The sequence below is a fragment of the Paenibacillus caui genome (assembly GCF_019904135.1).
Taxonomy (GTDB): Bacteria; Bacillota; Bacilli; order Paenibacillales; family Paenibacillaceae; genus Fontibacillus; species Fontibacillus caui.
Map to the genome: position 1 here is coordinate 32,019 of NZ_JAIOGQ010000020.1, position 22,552 is coordinate 54,570.

3 protein-coding genes are annotated in these 22,552 nt (G+C 52.3%); all 3 read right to left on the reverse strand.

Annotated elements, in window-relative coordinates; translation table 11 throughout:
- From K7397_RS13050 to K7397_RS13060, 3 genes are read right to left on the reverse strand one after another with little or no spacing between them, the layout of a single operon-like run.
- Complete coding sequence (locus tag K7397_RS13050) at nt 1-5,901, reverse strand: type I polyketide synthase (RefSeq protein WP_223068394.1); 5,901 nt, start codon at nt 5,899-5,901, stop codon at nt 1-3.
- A complete protein-coding gene (locus K7397_RS13055; protein ID WP_223068395.1) occupies nt 5,894-10,381 on the reverse strand; it encodes a type I polyketide synthase in 4,488 nt (1,495 codons plus the stop codon). The genes K7397_RS13050 and K7397_RS13055 overlap by 8 nt, the downstream gene beginning before the upstream one ends.
- Nucleotides 10,378-22,545, reverse strand: coding sequence for a non-ribosomal peptide synthetase (locus tag K7397_RS13060; RefSeq protein ID WP_223068396.1), 12,168 nt, complete (start codon nt 22,543-22,545; stop codon nt 10,378-10,380). Before K7397_RS13060 ends, K7397_RS13055 begins: the two co-directional genes overlap by 4 nt.
- Between the last annotated feature and the right edge of the window lie 7 nt (nt 22,546-22,552).

Here is a 22,552-nt window from a genome sequence, read left to right on the forward strand (position 1 = left end):
TTAAAAATCAAACTCGATCGACGGAACGGCACTCTTTGCTTCCACAAGATCGTGGGGAAACGAGATGTCTCCGATGCGTCGATTTGGATTTTCTGCGACTTGAGCCGCGATTTCGACGAAGCGTTGTGTCATTTTTACAACGGTCTGGCGCTTGAACAGCGCGGTTTTGAAATCAAGCCAAAGCGTAACGGTCTCTCCGCTCTCCACCGCTTGCAGGTAGAGATCGAAGATGGAGGTCTTCATGGAGATGTCATAAGGTGTGAGACGCAGACCTTCGAGTTCGACCTTGCCCTCTTTCATATTCTGCATGACCAACACCGTCTCGAACAGTGGGTTGCGGTTCGTCACACGCTCGAGTTGCAGACGTGCCACGAGGTCTTCGAATGGATACTCTTGGTTTTCGTAAGCATCGAGTGCGTGTTTCTTCACTTCTCCGAGCAGTTCGGCAAACGTCTTATCGGCTGTCGGACGGTTACGCATCGCGAGCATGTTCACAAAAATTCCAGCAATCCCTTGCAGGTCAGGGCGCGTTCGTCCCGCGATTGGCGAGCCGATGATCACATCGTCCTGCATCGAGTATTTTGCGAGCAGGATGTTATAAATGCCAAGCAGAGCCATATACAGCGTCGCACCTTGACGTTGTGCCGACTCTTTCAGACCGAGCACAGTCGAGGCATCAAGTTCAAATTTCAAACGCTCCCCCGTATAGGATTGAATCGGCGGGCGTGGGAAATCGGTCGGCAGGTTCAGCTTCGGCACGTCTCCTGCGAAACGCTTCAACCAATACTGCTCCTGTTTCTTGACCTCGTCACTTTGCAGTTGTGCCGTTTGCCATGCCGCAAAATCGCGGTATTGCAATCGCAATGGCGGCAACTCGAGGCCTTGATACAGTTCAGCGATCTCACGCTTGACGATTTCGATGGTCACGCCGTCTGAGCAGAGATGATGCAGGTCGATCAGCAAGAAGTGTACATCTGCCCCCGTATGTACCAATTGAGCCCGCAGCAGCGGAGCCACTCCCAGATCAAATGGACGGATGAAAGCTGCGATGACGTCATCGATTTCCGTCTCATCGGCTGTGGTCGTCACGGTCTCAAAATCAACTTCGTCATACACGCGCTGAACAGGTTGTCCCTCCAAAATCTCAAACGAGGTGCGGAGTGCTTCATGACGTTGGATCAATTTTGCAATGGCCGCCTCCATGCGTGCACGGTCGAGATTCCCTTCCAGACGCATCGCCAGCGGTGTGTTGTAATTCGTGCTGGTGCTGTCGAATTGGTTCAGGATAAACAGGCGACGCTGAGCAGAAGACAGCGGGTACACCTCCTGTTTGGTGATCGGTTGGATCTCTTCGTACCGCTTGCCCTTGCGGTTCTGGCGTATGAAATCTGCCAGTTTTCCAATCGTCGAACGTTCAAAAAACTCATGCAGAGGGATATCGGCGTTGAGCTTTTTGTGGATCGCAGAGACGACAGACACAACCTTGACAGAGTCGCCTCCCAGCTCGAGGAAATCATCTTCGATCCCGATCTTCTGGAAGCCGAGGACACTTTCCCAAATCAACGCAATCTGTTGTTCAAGTTCGTCACGCGCCGCGACATATGGATTCGAAAGCGCTGGACGAGCATGCCCTACCGTATGTGGCACGTGAGCAACCTCGGCATCACGGGATTCCACCCGAATCCATTGATCGAGTCGTGCTTGCAGATCGGCTGTCGAGATCAGAACTTGGCTTTCTTCACAACCGTTAAGCAGGGCTTCCAGAACCGTCAGTCCCTCCTCTGGTGTCATCGCAAACTCAGTTGCACTTTTGCCAAAGTACGCGCCTTGCTTGGCTTCATCCTCTTCAAACAGCCAGAAATCCCAGTTCACGCCGATCCAGCGTACGTCTCCTTCTGTATTATGACGGTGAACGTAATGATCGACGAACAGGTTGGCCGCAGAGTAGACGATGTGCCCCAGACCACCTAATACGGAAGTCAAAGAGGACATCAACATACAGAAGTCGAGCTCTTTGCCGCGCAACACGTTTTCCAGCGTGAGAATCCCGTACAATTTCGCTTGAAATTGTTCCTCGACATGGAATGGCGTTGTTTCTTGAATCGAGATGAACGACTTTTTTCCGACGATACCAGCTGCATGGATCACGCCATTCAGAGTTCCAAAGTGTTCCTCTGCCTCAAGTACCACGATTCGCATTCGTTCTTCATCGGCGACATCCGCTTCCAGAACGAGTACGTCCCCGCCGCTTTGGAATATCGTTTGCAGACGGCGAATTTTTTGAGAGGTCGCATCCTCTGCTGGATGAGTCGCCAGATAGCCATCCCACTCCTGTGCGGAAGGGAAGGAGGTACGACCCGTGATTACGACTTTTGCGTGCCAGCGGGTGATCAGGTACTCCGTAAACAAGAGACCGATCGCACCAAGACCGCCGGTGATCAAATAGACACCTCCTTCGCGCAGCTGCAAGGCGTCTTCTTGCGGGTGATGGAGTGTTATAGACTCCAACGACTGCACCAAACGTGCGCCTCTGCGATACGCAACCAACGGATCGCGTACAGGTGCAGATAACTCTTTGACCAGTTGTTCGAGGAGCTTTTTCTGTTGCCATGCTGTGCGCTGGACATGGTCGATGTCTACGCTGCGGCAACGAATGGCTGGATACTCCTGCGGAATGACCGTGACGCCGCCGAGCAGTGTCGCTTTTTCCGCCTGCACGATCTCATCTCCTTTGACAACATGGATGCCGTCGGTGATGACGGTGATTTCATAGTCATGCTCTGTACGGACACGGTCCATCGCTTGAGCCAGATACAATAGGCTGTAAAAACCGAGGGTCTGTGCATCCCGTGCTACTTCTGGACTCAAGATTCGAATCTCTTTCGTCAAGCTCCACGCATGGACAATTTTGTACAATCGCTTTTCAGGCTGGTTCAGATGCTTCAAAAGCGCGTCGTAGTCTTGCGCATTCGACGGGTTCAGCACGATTCTCTGATCGTTGTGCACAGCAAACTGCGTTCCAGGCTCAACCGTCACGACCGATTCTCCCCGCTTAGCGAAGCGCTCGGCAAGGGCTTGACCAATGCTTGTCTGGCTAGCGAGAAACAGCCAGCCTACTCGATCATGATTCGCTTCCTCTTGCGGGTCAGCCGTGCGCTTCCACGTCGGGATATAACCCCAGTTCGTCGTGTCATTGCGTTTCCCAATGCTTGTGCCGGTTTGGGATTGCAATGCCTTTGCCGATTCGGCAGCAGAGCCGTCGATCCAGTAGCGTTTTCGGTCAAACGCATACGTTGGCAGTTTGAGTCGATGTCGGACTGCACCTTTGTAAAAGGCGTTCCAATCCACCGCCACCCCATATGCCCACAACCAACCGAGCTTCGCCAGCAGATGTTCGCTGTCGGATACTTGACGTTGTGCATTACGGATGAGATCGACGATGTTTTGACCTTTCTTCACATCTACGAAACGCCCGATCAAACTGGACAAGTCCCGGCCAGGTCCGACTTCTAGGAAGACGAGATTCGAGGTCTTCACCAGCTCTTCTACCCCCGCTGCAAAGCGAACCGTCTCGCGCATATGGCGAACCCAGTACATCGGATCCGTCGCTTCCTGATCGGTGATCCAGCGTCCGGTGATGTCAGAGATATACAGGCGTTGTGGCTTGCGGAGCCTAACACTTCGCACCAACTGTTCAAAAGGTTCCAAGATTTCGTCCATCAAAAGGGAGTGACCTGCGAGTGCCGTTTTCACACGCATGCAGAGCACGCGCGCTTCCTTCATACGACGTTCCACTGCATTAATCGCATCGACGGTCCCTGCTACAATGCAGGAAGTTCCGTTGTCGACTGCGAGCGATACATCAGCGGTCAGATAAGGCAGTACTTTCGATTCGGACAGCGGGATCGAGAGCATCGCTCCCTCTGGAACACGTTGCATCAAGTTACCACGTGCCACGATCAACTTCAGCGCATCTTCCAATGTGAACACGTCTGCGAGGCAGGCTGCCACGTACTCACCGAAGCTGTACCCGATCATCGTGTGAGGTTGAATCCCCATATTCAGCAACAGTTTGGCGAGTGCGTATTCGAATGCAAAAATCAGCGGTTGAGCATTCTGCGTCTTGGGCATCTCTTCCTCTCCGGCCGCTACATCTCCAGCTGGATACAACACATTTCGCAGGTGTGAGCATCCCAAATGATCGAGAATCGCGAAACAACGGTCGAGTTCAGTGCGGAACACCGCCTCTTCCTCGTACAAGTCCCGTCCCATGTTGACGTACTGCGACCCTTGACCAGGGAACAGGAAGACGACTGGACGATTTTTTTCACGGGAAAAGTGGGTGTGTACCATGCGCGTGTCCGAAGTCTCTGCACGCAAAGCCTCTACCGCTTCCTGCACGTTCGTGACCACCAGATGACGACGATGGTCGAACAAATTGCGTCCCGTTTGAAGCGTATACGCAACGTCCGTTAGATTCACGTCCGCTTTCGATTCCAAGAAATCGGCCAACTCGGATGTCATGTTTTGAAGCGAAGCATCCGATTGAGCAGACAGCGTGAGAAGATGGGCTTCTCGACCTTGTCCCGATGGCTGACGTGGCGGTGCTTCTTCAAGCACGACATGGGCATTCGTTCCGCCGATTCCAAACGCACTCACACCCGCGCGAAGTGGCGTCTTCCCCGTTCTTTCCCACCGTTTGAGTTCGGTGTTCACGTAAAACGGGCTGTTCTCGAAGTCGATTTTTGGATTCGCCTTTTTAAAATGCAGAGCGGGTACCAGTTCTTTGTGATACAAGGAGAGCACCGTTTTGATGAAGCCGGTGACGCCTGCAGCTTGGTTGAGGTGACCCGTGTTGGTCTTAGCTGATCCCAAAGCGCAAAATCCCTTTTGGTCGGAGCTGAAAGCGAGTTTCAGGCCTTCAAACTCAATCGGGTCACCGAGCGTCGAACCCGCTCCGTGGGTCTCGACGTAGGTGATCGTTTCAGGATCAACTTCGGCAACATGATGGGCGGAACGAATGGCAATCATCTGCCCTTTTGGCGATGGTGCGGTGTAGCCCGCCTTAAGGTTGCCGTCGTTGTTAATCGCAGTCCCTTTGATCACCGCATAGATGTGGTCGCCGTCTCGAATCGCGTCGTCGAGCATTTTCAACACGACACATCCAGCCCCGTCACCAAACACAAGCCCGTCTGCCTCTTCATCAAATGCGCGGCATGCCCCACTCTTTGACAACAGCATTCCCTCTTCGTACAGGTAGCCATTTTTGCGTGGAACCACGACGGAAGCGCCACCTGCGAGCGCCATGTTGCACTCGCCTGCGATCAGCGCTTGGCTGGCCAGGTGGATCGCCACCAGCGAGGTCGAACAAGCGGTCTGCACGGTCAACGTTGGACCTCTCAAGTTCAACTTGTACGCCACACGTGTACTGAACGTGTTGCTGTCGTTAAGGCTGACGATCTCAAATTGATCGTTCGGAGACTGCATATGAGGAAGCAGATGCCCCATCCAAAGCAGATTCTGGGTATTGCCGGCGTAGAGACCGATTCTGCCTTTGTATGTCTCGTTGGCATAGCCTGCGTCTTCAAGTGCTTCATAGCTAACCTCATGGAAGAGTCTGAACTGCGGGTCCATGTAACTCGCTTCCTTTGGGGTGTAGCCAAAAAAGGAAGCGTCAAAGTCTTCGATAGCGTCAAGGCTGCCCTTTTTCTTCACATAGTCCGGGTGGCTGAGGAGTTCGCGGTTAACCCCAAACTCCAGCAACTCCTCATCGGTAAATGTCGAGAGAGCGTCCACGCCCCGCCGCAGATTTTCCCAAAACTCCTGAATGTTCTTCGCTTTGGGAAAACGTCCAGACATACCGATGACGGCAATTTCTAATCCGGTTCTCTCATCACTCACTGAATTCCACCTCGCGTGCCTGTCTTCTTCGTTTTCGGTTCTCGCGACCTTTTTTCTGCTCGTCGAGCCAATCGTTCTCTTCTTCGGATACGGTCTCTGTGCCATTTTGTGTGACCAGATGATCGACCAGCGCACGGATCGTAGAATACTTGAACAGTGTCAGCACTGGGACTTCCTGCCCCAAGACGGCTGGCAGTTGCTTTGAAATCTGCACCATGTCGATCGAGGACGTCCCGAGTTCAAAGAAGTTGTCATGTACACCCACCTGCCCCAAACCTAGGTAGTTCTGCCAGATCTCACAGAGTTGCTGCTCGATTTGATTGGCTGGTGCAAGATACGATGTGGTTAGTTCTGGTCGGGCAAACACGACGCCCGTTTCTTGCTTCTTGTCCTTATCGCTGAAGTTAACCCAACGGTTGAGTCGCGGTTGCAACTCTTCGGTGGAAACCACCACCTGTGTCAGTCCCTGTTGAACCAAGATGCGTCCCAGCGCGTCACCGCCCTCGTCTGGAGCGATCATCATTAGATCGTCACTCGTGAACACTTCGCGTTGCGGTTTGGTTGCGATTCGCCAGCCATCCCATGCCACGCTAATCCAACGGGTCGGTGTGAGTTGCGACTGTTGCTTGGCAAACGTATCGAGGAATGCATTGGCAGCAGCATATCCCGCGTACCCGAGACCGCCCAGGATCGAAGATAAGGACGATGTCAGCACAACGAAATCCAATTCACGACCACGGAGCGCCTGTTCCAACGCGAGCGTGCCGTAGACTTTCGGTGCAAATTGGGTCTCAACCTCTGTTTCCGTGATGGAATCGATGGCGGTAATCGAAGTGCCCTTGGTGATACCTGCAGCGTGAATCACGCCGTGCAATGCCCCGAAGTGCTCCTCCGTTTGATCGATTGCCGAAGCTAGCTCTGCTCCGTTCGCGACATCCGCTTGCAGACACAGGATCTCTGCTCCGTGTCTTTGCAACTGTTTGATGCGCTCTAGTTGTTCGTCACTTGGTGCTGATCGACCGAGCAAGACAAGCTTCACGCCTTTGCCCACACTTTTCGCGATGCATTCAGTCAGAGCCAGACCTACTCCGCCGAAACCGCCCGTCAAAAGGTAAACACCATTTGCACGCAACGGCAGGTTCTGCTGATTGTCCAATCTTCGTGGGGTGAACGACTGCAAGAGACGTTGCCCGCCACGATACGCAACGACCGGATCGAAGGCTTTGGTTGTGAACTCCGTGATCAGCTGATCGAGCAGTTGACGTTCTTGCCAGCCACCTGCCATTGGCACGGTTACGTCGACAGAACGGACTTTTAGGAATGGATACTCCTGTCCAATGACTTTGAGCAAGCCGAGCAACGTCGCTTTCCCTGCTTCCACCGCTGTTTCACCCGCTACATCGTGCAATCCAGAAGAGAGCACATAGATGTCGAGCGGTGAGGAGTCGAGCGCTTTTACGAGGCGCAGGAGACTATAGAAGCCACGCTCTTGCGCCTCTTGTACGTTTGGCAACGAGTCAAGTGTCCACGCATGAACGATTTTTTGTGGCTTTACGGTTTGTAAATGAGTGGTGAGTTCATCGTGAGAAAACGCCGTGAACACCTCGTGCCCTCTCGACTTCAATTCAATTGTCAGTCGTGTTGCCAATCCGCCGCGGTCGAGCAGAAGCAACCACGTTTTTGGTTCTTCCGATGTCTCCTCTACTAACGGATTCTGTAGCCATGCTGGGAGATAGAACCAATCCGCCAGCTTTTTACGCTTCGACGTGCTGCCAGGAAGCGGAATCACTTGACCGTTTTTTTGCATATCGAGCAGTTCTTGCGCGTGTTTCCAGAAATATTGACGCTCGAACGGATACGTTGGGAGCGGGATCCGACGGCGTTTTTGTTCTCCGTAGAGGTACGACCACTCCAGACGCAGACCCGCAGCATACAAAACTCCAATTTTCGAGAGCAAATGCTCGCGGTCGGATGCGGCATCCTGCGGATGACGGATGATGTTCAAGACCGTGTGTTCGGAACGTTTGGCTGGATGTTTGCGCAACAAAGTTACGAGGGTGTTCCCCGCACCGAGTTCGATGAACACCGCTTTTTCCATCGTCAGTAAACGTCCGATCCCATCACTAAAACGCACAGTTTCGCGCAGATGGCGTACCCAGTAGCGGCTATCCTTCACGTCCGCTTCCGTTATCTCCACCCCAGTCACGTTCGAGAGATATGGAATCTGCGGCGCATGGAAGGTGACTTCCCGAACTTTTTGCTCAAACTGCGCCAACATCGGTTCCATCATCGGAGAGTGGAATGCGTGCGACGTGTGCAACCGTGTGGAGGAATGACCAGCCGCTTGTAAAGTACGCTCGAACGCATCCACCGCGTCGAAGGAGCCAGATACCACGCACATGCCTGGACTGTTAACGGCTGCCAGTGCGAGGTCAGCGCTAAGCAGCGGACGAATATCCTCTTCCGGAAGTTGAACTGCCGTCATCGCACCCGGTGCCATGCTTTGCATGAGTTTGCCACGCCATGCCACCAGTTTCAACGTATCTTCAGGCGATATGACCCCCGAGAGGCAGGCCGCTGTGAACTCGCCGATGCTGTGACCGATCATCACTTGCGGGCGGATTCCTAAGCTCAGCAGGTATTGAGCAAGCGCGTATTCCACTGCGAAAATGGCAACTTGTGCTGCTTCCGTTTGGTTGAGGCGCAGAGCATCTTGCTCAGAAGGGACAGACGGAAAGAAACGTTCTTTTAAATCAAAGTCCACATAGGGACGTACGAGTTTAAAACAAGAGTCCAGCGCGTCACGGAATACAGGTTCTTGTTCGTAGAGTCCGCGCGCCATGTTTACATACTGCGACCCCTGTCCAGAGAACAGGAATACCACTGGCGATTCGCCCGATTCCTTGGTGTGGAACGTTTGCGATTTCAATGGGTCTGTCAATGCGGCTGCCATGTCCAAAGCGTTTGAAGCGACCACTGCTCGCTTGTGTGCGAACGTACGGCGACCCACTTGCAACGTATAGGCAGCATCGGCCAGGTTCAGCGTCGGATTCTCGCGGAGATACGCGGCGAGATCGGCGCTCATTGCTTCGAGTGCAGTCGCGGTCTTCGCACTGAGCAGGAACAGCCAAGCCGCTCCCGTTGGCGAGGAAGAAATGTCTCGTGGTGCTTCTTCCAGAACCACGTGAGCATTTGTACCGCCAATGCCAAAGGAACTGACCCCCGCCCGACGCGGTGTCGCCCCTGTCCACGGAGTGAGTGCGGTGTTTATCACGAATGGCGAGTTGGTGAAATCGATTTTCGGATTTGGCGCTTTATAGTGCAGCGTTGGCGGAATCAGACCATCACGTACGGTCAGCACCGCCTTGATGAAGCCAGCAACACCAGCCGCAGTGTTCAAATGCCCCAGGTTGGATTTGGCCGAACCAATGCGACAAAATCCTATCTGCTTCGTGTCGAACGCAACTTTCAATCCTTCAATTTCGATCGGGTCACCAATCGCTGTACCTGTGCCATGCGCTTCGATGTAGCCGATGCTTTCCGGTTCCACTTCCGCCATATAATGGGCGGCTTTGATCACTTCGGCTTGCCCTTCCACGGACGGAGCCGTGTAATCCACTTTGCGTGCACCGTCGTTGTTGGTAGCCGATCCCTTGATCACAGCATGAATCGTGTCACCATCGGCAATGGCGTCTTCGAGACGCTTTAACACGACGATCCCAACGCCATCCCCTTCCAATGTCCCTTGGGCGTCGGCATCAAACGGGCGGCAGTGACCATCTGGAGAGTTGATCATGCCTTCTGTGTAGAGATACCCTTTTTTATGTGGCAGGGAAAGCGAGATACCGCCAGCGAGCGCGATATCGCAGCCGCCTGTCAGCAAGCCTTTGCAGGCGAGATCAATCAACACGAGCGATGTGGAGCAAGCCGTGTCGACGGTATAACTCGGTCCCGTCAAATTCAGATTGAACGAGACACGTGTAGCCAAAAAGTCCTTGTCGTTCAAGAGCCAAGCCGTGTGGTTGGCTTGCGCGTCATCGGAGAGCACAGGCAGTCGGTGCCAAAAATGGTTCACAGCAGCACCTGCGTAGTTCCCGATCAAACCGTTGTACAATTCACTCGCATAGCCGGCGTTTTCCAAAGCCTCATATGCGACCTCATGATAGAGGCGAATCTGCGGCTCCATCAATTCAGCCTCGCGTGGCGTGTAACCGAAAAACGAAGCGTCAAACCATTCGGTTTTTTCCAAGAACCCTTTGGCTTTGACATACCGTGGGGAGCGGATCAGATCGGGGTCTACCCCGGCCTGTTCCAGTTCCTCGTCGGTAAAATGCGTAATGCTCTCCACACCGTTTTTCAGATTCTCCCAGTAAATCGTTACGTTGTCTGCTCCAGGGAAGCGTGCTGCCATCCCAATGACGGCGATCTCAAATCCGGTGCGATCCGTTTCATTGTCAGCGTGGTATAAGGTATCCGTCATTTTAGCCTCCTGTTGAGCTTTTGCAGGGTTTGTTTCATGGTCTTTTTGCCTTTATCCATCGTCTCCGTGCGCTCTGCCTCTACTTGTGCAGCAGCGACTTGAGCGCTTCCGTCTATCTGCTCGGTCAGAAATGCTGCCAAGGCTTGGATCGTCGGATACTGGAACATCTTAACAACTGGAATATCCAGCTCAAATTCTTCTTGTAACTTGCCGTTCACTTGGATCAGAGCCAGCGAACTGCCGCCAACTTTGAAAAAGTTGTCTTTCGTGCCCACAGTGATGCCCTTCTGACTTAAGTGCAAGGTGTTCTCCCAAAGTTCCAACAAGCGCTTCTCCATCTCGTTCTTCGGCGACTCGTAAGCGACGGTTGTAGTCTTCTCCGTATTCTCAGGAGTTGCCGTGAGATACACCGGCAACGAAGCCAGCTTCTGACCCGTTGCATGTTGGAGTGGCAACCAGTATGAACGGTGCAACAAGCGGTCTTCGTTCAGCAACGTAACACGCCATTCATGGTTGCCTTGCGTTACGGGTTCACGAACAGACTCCTGCTCTCCTTGAAGCACTTCATAGAGATGCGGACCATTTACTTCGAAGTGTTCGCGCTCTGCTGGAACCGTCGTCGGAACAAACAGTTCGAGCACGCCAGAATCAGGTCTGCTCAGGCGCACCCGCTGATCTGCGGCTTGCAGATCATTCACTTGGCTATAGCCAAGCGCTTGGAAGAAAGCCTGTGACGAATGCAAGTCGGCCACTGCCATTCGGGTAACCGTCTTGATCACAGCGACTTCGGACACTGCTGGTGCCTTTGTGAACTCAGCATCTTCAAGCAATTCGATCAAGCCGACATCCTTGAGATAGACGAACATGACTGATTTTCCGCCGAAAATTTTGACAGGTAACAGATCGCTGACCACTTGGTAATCCACTTGCCAACTGGACAGGAATGCCTTGGCATCCTGCACGCGGTAGCAGAGGTGATAAGGCGAGTTGTCGTCGTTTTTCGCGAGGATACCAAGCGTCGGCGAGGTTTCATCCATCGGCGCGACCAACTCGATGTTGTCAGAGTGTGCTTTCGTACACATTACCAGTTTCGAGCGTTGCGTCTCTTCCTCGAAGACGGGACCACATTGGTAACCAAGTGCTTGGTACCTGGTGATGGCTTCGTCCATGTCTGCCACGGCGACGCCGATGTGATCGAACGCGAGTACCATCTGATGCTTCTCTTCCTGCTTTTCCTCGGCTGGAAGCAGCTTGCCATCGTAAATTTCAATCGCTGGAAGCGTTTCGCTCACATCCGACACGAGTGTCAGGTAGGTCGTGCATGCTTCGGAACGATGTGTTTCTTTCCACGGTGCTTTTTGCAGGAATTCAAGGGATGGTTGATTCTTCGCAGTTGGATAGAAATCGGCTTTCAGCGACTGCAATCCTTTTTCCAAACAGAACTTGCGAAGAGCCACCAAGACCGCCTGTTCGACTTTGCGCCCCAGCACGCGGCAACTGAGCAGGAACGTGTCAATTTCCAGCGACTCATTCACTTCCTTGGCGAGGATCACACCGACCAGCCCGTAATCGCCAAAACGATCGGCTACCCCGACGATCCATCCGTTCGCATCAGATGCTTGCAACCACTCAGTCAACTCTTCCTCCGTGCGACGAATGGTGCTCAAGTTGAACTGATTCGTACGGAACGACAATTGCGACGCACGCGGGATGTGGTTTGCTTCGATCGGTTGGAAGCTCACTTTCAACTGCAGGCTCTCCAAATAGTGGTCGAGCGACAAGACGTTCGCTTGTAATTCTTTGCGTTTGCGCTCTGTCACGTACATGGCGCTGCGCTTACGGTCTTCCTTTGTTACTTTCGCTCGGTCGAACGCCCAGACGTGGCGCAGGAATGCTGGAATGTTGTCTGCGTCCTCTGGCAATTGCAGAGCTAGGACTTCCGGCAAATTCTGCATCATCTCATGGGTTTCAACCGCGTTGTCATCAAGGAATACAAAGCTGTCCACGCCTACGTTCAACTCGCGAGCGAGTTCACGGACGTTCTCGGACTTTGCTTGCCAATTGATCCGCCATGCTGCGATGTGTTCCTTTTTCAAGATCATCTGTGGATTTTTCTCGAAGACTTCCATCACGTCGGCTTCGTTGTTTTTCGAAACCAAAGTCAGAATCATGCCTTCGTTGTATTTCTCCAACAGGAAGCGTTGCAGGTACTGGTATGGTTCCTCCACCTGCACACCCAATGCTCCCTCTTCTCCACAGACACCGCGCCAGAGCGTGTTGTCACAATCCAGTGCGATCACTTTGAAAATTGGCTGTTTCATAGCGATGATCTTACGTACGATAGCTGTGGCTACCGTTGCGGAAAAATCGTTTGTGAATGGCACATGGCCTTCACGGTCGGTTTTTGCATCGAACATCTCCTGGATCTGGTACTCATCAGCCAGTGTTGTGCAGTCGATGAAGGTTGCGTACTCGAACTCGAGTTCTTGAATGAACGCTTTCCAACGCTCGTTCAACTGATTTAACTTGGCCAAGATCTCCGTGCTGAGCCCAAGGTGTGTTGACACTGGGAACAGAGCAACGAGTAATCGGGCTTGGAACGTCTTTTGCTTCAAAATCCCGGTAAGTTGCTCATAGTTTGTCTCCAGGCTGCGGCAACGCGCTTCATCGGAGGATGCATCATCGCGAATCCAATCCTCAAAGCGTACGAGGAGGGCATTTACACCCTTGTTCGTCGAGAGCAGACTCTGATCATCAAGCAGTTCTTGGAAGACTTGGTTGTAAGGCGCGAACTGCACGTCGAGCTCGAGCCCGAACTGCGCTCCCCACCATGCCACATGCGGACGGATCGTATCTGCCGTAAACGTCGCTGCGACGGCAAGAATCGTGGAGGCAGAGCCAGTTGTATCTGATCCCTCTGTTGTTTCCACCTGTGCGTTCGACTGTTGTCCACGCTCGTACAGGAAATACGAACCTTGCGCCTCACGAATCGCTGTCACAAAGTCATACACTTCAGCCACCACATCCAATGGCGATGGGAGATATTGTTCACTGACGTTGGTGATCGTCTGATCCGAGAGGAACTTTTGTGGACGAATCACCGCCTGTTTCACGTGACGGAACTCACGAGACAACGATTTCATCAAGCCCTCAATGGCCGATTTCGCAGTCACGTACTCTACGAAACCTTCCTCTGGCATGTCGACGTATTTGGAAGAGATCGTCAACATCGTACCTGCTGTGCGTTCCAATTCCGGCAAGAATGCCTTTGCCATCTGGAAGACCATGCGAAGGGCATTGGAGACAGGCACTTGGAATTCATCGAACGAAATCGTATCCCAACCACGTTTGGCGATAAAATCGAATGCGTTGTTGACAACTAGATCCACTCGTCCGAAGCGTTGGAGCGTTTCCGTAAGCAGATATCGGCAGTCTTCTTGACGGGTGATATCGCCTTGGACGATCATCACTTCTGCACCCGCCGCTACCAATTCATCTTGCATGGTTTGGGCTTCGAAGACGCTGCTGCGGTAGTTGAGCACGACCTTGGCCCCTTGTGTAGCAAATAACTTAGCCAGATTCGCACCCAAGCCGCGGCTAGCACCCGTTACCACCACAACCTGTCCGTCAAAAGCTCGTCCAGACGGGATGCGACCATGAGCCGCGAACTCTTCCAGCCCGTATTGTCGTGGGCGAGGACGCACAAAGCTATCCAGTCGAACATTGCCAAGCAGCGTACCACTCGCAAAAACCGAGCCCGTTACTGACAGCGAACCGAGTTGTGCATCGAACTGATCTGTGTTGACCATGTAGGAGATCACCGTTGATTGCTGTGCTTTTTCAGGCACATGTGGCAGGAAGTCCAATTCGAAGCGTGTGAACAACGCTTGGCGCCCTGGTGCCAACATCCCGACATAGTAGCTTGTCCAGATGATCGAGGTCAGTTGGGATTGCAACAGAAACGTCTCGGCCAAAGCAGAGGCGTTCAGACTGTATTGCCCAGCGTTCGAGAGTGTTGCCAGTTCATCCTTTTCCAGATCGGAAACATCCGACGAAACGGATGCCGCGGTATAGTTGAGACTATACCGTTGACGAGGGACTCGTTCGTAACGCATGTCGATTTCAAACAAGGTCTCTCCGTGTTCAAAAATCGCGAGTTTCGCCTGCGAGCCGTCCGTTGAACACAACTCCGACTCGTACACGTTTCCGACTTTCAACGGTCCGTTAAAGCGAACTTTCAAGGAGTGCAAGTACAATGATTCCTGCACACCCGGATTCAAGTGTTGTTGCAAAACGGTCAGCGTACCGAGCACACCGTGGACAAGGCAACCGCCATATGGCGTTTTCCGTGCATACTCAGTGTCCACATGAAGCGGGTTGATATCGTGGGAAAGCTTCGCAAAGGCCAGAATGTCCTGCTCTGTAAACGAGACGATCTGACGTGGGTGTTTGGCTTCGAGCGATAATTCCACCAGCTTTTGTTCTGGTGCACGACTGATTTCTTCTAATAAATAGAGGAATTGCTGGGTCATCTTCTCAACTGTCTCAGGCTTGAAGAGACGCGTCGCATATTCCAGATTGAACTCGATATCCCCTTTTCGTTCCCAAGCTTCCAAGAAGAGGTCAAATTTCGCCGTCTTGGTCTGATACCCATAAGGCGCAAACGTGAACGAACCCGTTTGAACATCTGTGTTATAAGCATTTTGCAAGATGAACAACGTGTCGAACAGCGGGCTGCGCGATGGGTCGCGTTCCAGCTCCAAACGCTCTACAAGCAGGTCAAACGGATAGTCTTGATTCTCAAACGCTTCAAACGCATGTTTCGAAGTCTTCGCGAGGAAGTCGAGGAACGACATCTCTCTACGTGGACGGTTATATAAAGCAAGCGTGTTGACAAATACGCCGATCTGATCTTGCAGATCTTCGTGGTTGCGGTTGGAAACCGCTGTGCCGACGACGATCTCTTCCTGACCCGTCAGCTTGTGCAGAAACACATTGTAAGCCGCCAGCAACACCATGAACAGCGAAGCGTTTGTCTGTTTCGCCAGTCCTTGGAGTTTCAATGTCAGCTCTTCGTCTGCCTTGAAAGCGAGACGTCGGCCCTCTACCGTTTTCAACTCTGGACGCGGCTCGTCTGTCGGCAAGTTCAAGACAGGAACGCCCATCTCAAACTTTTGAAGCCAGTACTGCTCTTGGCGTTTCAGTTCGTCCGTTTCGAGCAAGCGGTTCTGCCAATCAGCGTAGTCTTTGTACTGTACTCGTAGATCGGACAGTGTTCGTCCTTCATACAACGCGAGGAATTCGCGGACGAGCACAGCCATCGAAGCTCCGTCCGAGATGATATGATGCATGTCGATCACGAACAAATAGCTGTCTGTCGCTCGGCAGATCAACCCGACGCGGAACAGAGGCGCTCGGGTCAGGTCAAACGGACGCACGAACCGCTCGATCTCTGCGTTCAAGCGGACATCATCCGCTCCGAGCGCTTCGATCACTTCCACTTGCACCGGAACTTCACTCGCACGAATCACCTGTTGCACAGGCTGACCATTTACGAACAAAAAGCGGGTACGCAGCGATTCATGGCGCTCTACCAACAGGCGGAATACCGATTCACAGCGCAATGGATCAACAGGCCCACCATCCATCTGCATGACGATGGTAGCGTTGTAATACGTGCTCTCTGGATCGAACTGATTCAAGATGTAAACTCGGGTCTGTGCAGATGACAATGGATAGTAACTCGATTCAGCAACAGGCACCAGCGGCGGCAGCACCGATACGTCGTCTGCAGTCGTTCCTGGCACTTGTTCCACAAGCAACTCCGCGAGTTCAGCAATGGTTGGCGAACGGAATATTTCCTGAAGCGAGAGATCCGTTTGGAACTCCTTGCGAATCTTCAAAACCAGCGTCGCAGCGTTGAGCGAGTTGCCGCCGACCTCGAAGTAGTTGGTATGGACGCCAAACGATTCATGGGTTGCGAGCACATCTTGCCAAATCGCAGCGAGCTTTTTTTCCATCTCGTTACGTGGTGCCACGACCTCCTGCGCGCCTAAAAGGAAATCATCAACCTCAGGCAACGCTTTTTTGTCCACTTTGCCGTTCGCACTGACCGGGATGCGTTCGAGTTGGACAAGGGAGCCTGGGATCATGTAAGACGGAAGTGCTTGGGCGAGGAACACACGCACCTGCTTCATGTCAAGCTGTTCATCAGCGACCAAATAGCCGACGAGGTATTTATCCCCACGCTCACCACGTGCAATCACAACCGCTTCTGTAATCAGATCGTGCTTCACGAGGCGGCTCTCAATCTCCCCGATTTCGATTCGGAAGCCACGGATCTTCACTTGATCATCATGGCGGCCAAGGAACTCCAAGTTGCCGTCTGCGAACCAGCGCGCGCTGTCACCCGTCTTGTAAATGAACTCACCTATGGTAAACGGAGATGGCAGGAATTTCTGTGCCGTCAATTCTGAATCTGTGTATCGTGCAGCCAGCACTTCCCCACCGATGTAGAGATCACCAGGCACGCCGACTGGGCATGGTTTGAGGTCTGCATCCAGTACGTAGTACTTCGCGTTTTGGATTGGCTTGCCATACGGAATCGAATTCCAGCTAGGGCCGACTTGCTCCACTGGGAAATAGTTCGACCATACCGTGGCTTCTGTTGCCCCGCCGAGCCCGACCACCTGAACCCCAGGGAAGTGTGCCTGAAGTTGGCTTGGCAGTTTCACAGGAATCCAGTCACCCGACAGGAAGACGAGGCGCAATTTCGAATCAGCAGCCACACCCTCAAAGAATGGTACGAGTTGCATCAATGCTTGTGGCGCCGAATCCCAGAACGTAATGCCTTCCGTACGGATGATGTCGAGCAATCGCTCTGGCTCACCGATCTCCTCCTCGGTTGACAAGCGCACTGTCGCGCCCGCAGCGAGAATCCCAAAGATGTCATACACGGAAAGGTCAAAGCTCAGCGAGGTGACAAACAGCAGTTTGTCGCCCTGACCGACTTGGAACTTGCCATTCACCCACTCGATCAAGTTGATTACCGGCTGATGTTTCACGACGACGCCCTTTGGCAGACCCGTCGAACCAGACGTGAAAATCGTATAGGCGATATCGTCTGAGTTGTTCACAAGCGTGAGATTGTCGGACGGTATCGTACGATCCATCTCCTGTGGCGCCAGCACGTGTTTCAAATCGGACAATTGCGCCTGCAATCCCTCCACGGACTGATCGGTAATCAATGACTTGACCTGTAACACGCGCAAGATGTGCAGCAAACGCTCCTGTGGCAACGTCATCTGTAACGGCACATAGGCACCGCCTGCCTTTAATACGGCGAGGACGCTTACGATCATCTCCACAGAGCGGGTCAAATAGATCCCGACGAACTGGTTCGGCTTCATGCCTTGTTCGCGTAACACGTAGGCCATCTGATTCGCCCGAGCGTTCAGTTCTCCGTACGTCAACTTGATTCTTCCGTCATCAACAGCAAGCGCATCTGGTGTTTCGATCGCACGCTGTTCGAACAATTGGTGGATCAAAGTTTCCGAAGCGTATGGAACTTGGGTATCGTTGAAGCCAAACAGCAATTGCTCACGCTCTTCTGGCAACAAAATAGAATTACGATCCATTTTCGACTCTGGATTCTCAATCACGCATTGCAAGAAGCGAACGAAGTACGCGCAGAGCTTGTCATCCACACCTTCACCAAACACCGTGGAAGTGTAACGCAAGGTCAGTTTCATCTGACCCATCGTGGTGTCCAACATAAAGTCAAACAGCGTATTCGTATCTTGATGGCCATCGATTTCTAGAGATTCATTGACAATCTCCTCGGAAAAATCGTTCAGGATGTGGAAATCCATAAAGTTGAACAGCGTATCAAAGAACGGGTTCTTATCACCACTCTTTTCAGCGGTGACGTTGGCAATCTCAAAGAGTGGCATACGTTCATGACGCTTCACTTGCAACAGTTTTGCATCCACCTGTTTCAAAAACTCACTCCAACGTCTGCCACGCGGCACTTCCATTCGCACAGGCACCGTATTCAGGAAACAGCCAAGCAAGCGGTCACCCTCTTCGTGAACAGGACGATTGTTGGTGAGATACCCCACAACCAGTTCTTTCTCGTAGGAGATCAGGTTCAGCAAATAGAGATATCCGGCAAAGCAAACGTTTTTCACACTGGTGTTGTACGCCTTTGCCACCTTTTTCAACTGCACCAGCAGATCACGTTCGAGGTGATATACTTTTGTCACCCGTTTCACCTGATCAGGCTTGTCCGGCCCTGTTTTCACCGAGAAGTCTAGTCGCTGGTAACCCGCGAGTTCTTCCTGCCAGTAGCGGATGTTCTCTTCGTTTCGAGTCTCCACCAACTCGTCGATGACGCTGTCTTTGTACGTGATTCCGAGTTTCTTAGGTACGAACGTTTCATTGTTCTCAAGTGCCTTGTAGATCTCGTGCAACTCAATGACCAGTTGGTTGATACTCCAGCCATCAAGCAGAGCGTGGTGGCAAATGAAGAGGAACGTAACATTTCCTTCATCTAATTGGAACGTGCGCAACTTCCACAACGGACGATGCTCCGATAAATCGAACCGATGACGGCGATCTTCGGCAATGTACTTACGAACATATGCCGACTGCTGCTCGAAATTCAAATCGGTGAGATCGAAGTGTTCCAGATCGTTTTCCAGTTCCCGATAAACAACCGCCATCGGACGCTCGAAATCTTCCATGAGGAAGACGGTACGCAGAATATTATGCTTGTCGACTAACAAAGCCCAAGCACGATTCAAGCGATCGAGATCGAAAGACTGGTAGCGAATGCGAAACACGAACTGTTCGTAGTAAACCGACTTCTCTGTGTCCTTCAAATAATAGAAGGCCATGCCATTTTCAATCGCTGACAGTGGATAGATATCTTCGACTTCGCCTTGTGGGCGGAAGTCTTGGAGCAATCTGCATTTTAAACCATCCAACTCTTCTGCAACTTGTGCACGCAACGCTGAACTCTCTCCGGCCTCCGGAGCCATGAGTTTGGCAGCTATTTTTTCAACCGTATCGTGCTCGTAGAGGTCTGAAAGCGATAAATTTGCGCCAAGTTTTCCGTTCAGGGCACTGACCAGACGGATCGCTCGCAAGGAATCGCCACCGTTGTTGAAAAAGTTGGCATGGATGCCAATCTGTGCGACGCCCAAGATGCGGGCAAACTGTGCAGCAACATTCGTTTCCAGTTCTGTGCGCGGTTCAACGTAGAACTCTTCCTCCACGAACGTCTCCAACATGAGCAAAGCCTTGCGATCGGTTTTGCCACTCGCAGTGAGCGGTATGCTGTCAACGCGGGTAAACGCAGATGGCAGCATATAATCAGGGAGACGCAACGAGAGGTACGCACGCAGCTCGGCGTTAGTCAACTCACGGTCTGTCACGTAGTATGCGTAGATGCGGTGTGATCCGTCTTCCTCCTGCTTCGTCAACGCCACCGCTTCGCGAATCTCACCATGAGCGGACAATGCCGCTTCGATCTCGCCCAATTCAATGCGGTAACCTCGCACCTTGACTTGATGGTCGATCCGACCCAAGAAGTCGAGATTCCCATCTGGCAGCCAACGCACCAAATCTCCCGTACGATATGCACGCTCTCCTTCTACAAACGGATGAGCGACAAATCGATTCGCTGTCAGTTCTGGACGGTTGAGATAACCACGAGCCAACTGCACGCCAGCAATGTACAACTCACCTGGCACGCCAATCGGTTGCACCTGACCGTCATGGCTCAAAACCAACAACTGTGTATTGTGTACTGGTTTACCAATTGGCGTTCGATCCGCATCTAGATCCGGTGTGCAATCGAAGTACGAAACGTCGATGGTCGCCTCTGTTGGTCCGTACAAATTGATCAGACGAGTCGCAGTACCCTGTGCACGTTTTGGCACCAATTCGTACCAACGCTTGACTTGATGTACTCCGAGCGCCTCACCAGAAGTGTAAACTTGACGCAATTGCGATAATTTACTTCCTTGGTGCGTGCTGCTGCTATAGTCAAGGAAGCCTTGCAACATCGACGGCACAAAGTGCATCGTCGTCACACCATAGGTCTCGATCGCTTGCAACAACGCCGCTGGATCTTTCTCGGCGCCTGGCGCCAGCATCGCGACGCGCGCGCCTTGGAATGCCCACCAGAACAACTCCCACACCGAGACGTCAAACGTGTAGGCCGTCTTTTGCAAAAGGGTATCCCCTGTCCCGATCGCTGCATGACTCTGCATCCACTGCAGGCGGTTGATCAACGAGTGTTGTTCGATCAGCGTACCCTTTGGCAATCCGGTGGAGCCCGATGTATAGATGACATAGGCCAGATCGTTCGGTTGGCTGATCACTTCCAGGTTCGAATCGTCCCCTGTGAATAGCCCATCCTCATCGAGATTCAAAATCTCACCGTCAAAAGCAAGTCGTTCGAGCAAGTGTTCTTGTGTGAGGAGCAACAAGCATTGACTGTCCTCCAACATGTAGCGAAGACGATCATCAGGGAATTTGTGATCGAGCGGCAGATAAGCGCCGCCTGCCTTCACGATCGCCCAGATGCCGACGGTCATTTCTAGAGAACGCTCTGCCATCAGACCTACGATGCTGTCACGCGTCACGCCTTTGGCACGCAGAACACGAGCCAGTTGGTTTGCTTTTGCATTCAACTGGGCAAATGTGAGATGTCCAGTTTCGGACACGACCGCTTCCAGATCTCCGTAACGAGCCACGGTCTCCTCAAACACCTGTGGCAACGTCTTCTCCACATCATATGGTGCGTTCGTATCGTTAAAGGAAGCCAGCCTTTGTAACTCTTCATTCCCAACCAATACCAATTCCTTGATGTTCACCTGTCCAGCCGAATCGACGATCTGGGTGAGAAGTTCTGCCAAATGCTGAAGCATCGTACCCGCGAATTCTTCTGTATACAACTCGCTTGTAAATAACAAAACCGCGTGGAGACACTCATCAGCCACAAGGTTCAGGGTCAGGTCGAAATTCGTCTGCTCAAACATAGAATACGACTCGACGTGCAGGCCCTCTTGCCCTTCGGTCAACAACTTGTCGAGCGGGTAGTTCTCCAGGACAACAATCGAGTTGAACAAGCTCTCATGATGTTTAGCACCACTGTACGATTTGATTTCAGTAAGAGACGAGGACATGAATTCCCCACGCTCTTGCAGGTCATGTGCAACTTGACCGAGCACCGTCCGAACCGAAGTGGCTCCCGTGGATTTCAAACGCAATGGCAACGTGTTGATGAACAACCCGACCATCTCTTCAATACCGTCGACCCGCGCTTCACGCCCAGATACTGTCGTGCCGAACACGACATCATGGCTGTTGGTATAGCGTTGCAACAGTAGGCCCCACGCTGTGTAAAGCAGGGAAGCCAACGTGATGTTCTGCGCGAAACAGAACGCTTCCATCTGCGCAAATTGCTCAGCGGACATAGTCAATTCCACCGTTTTGATACCTGCATCCGCAGTCATGCCGTTCGTAACCTTGAGGATCGATGGTGCATGAAATTCTTCGAAATAGCGGGACCAGAACGCTTTTTGTTGTTCCTTACTCTGCCTTTGCAGGTATTGAATGAACGACTTAAAGGACGTTTTCTGAGGCAATTGCAACGAGAGACCATTGCTCAGACGGTGATACGCGTCCAGAAATTCTCGTAACAAAATCCCAGTAGACCAACCATCGAACAAAATGTGATGGTTGCTGATCAGCAGGGCGTACTTTTCATCCGGCAGCCTGACCAGCGTGACTCGAAACGGTATCTCGCTCAAATCGAACTTGCGCTCACGATCTAAACGCTTGACCGTTTCGAGGTCATCCGTTTCTACGATTGTCACTTCGAACTTCCGTTCCTTCAGAATGATCTGAATCGGTTGCTCAACCTTGTCCCAACGAAACGTCGTCCTCAACATCTCATTGGCTCTGACTACCTCGTTCCACGCTGAGTTCACCCATTCTTCGTTCACTCCGCCCGCGAGATGCAGGCAGAGTTGTTCGAAGTAGCGATCCGATTGCGGATCCTCAAGATAGTGGAAGAGCATACCTTCTTGCAAAGGTGTCAGGGCGATGATGTCTTGGACGTTTTTACGATCTAACTTTTGCGACATCGACATTGGCACC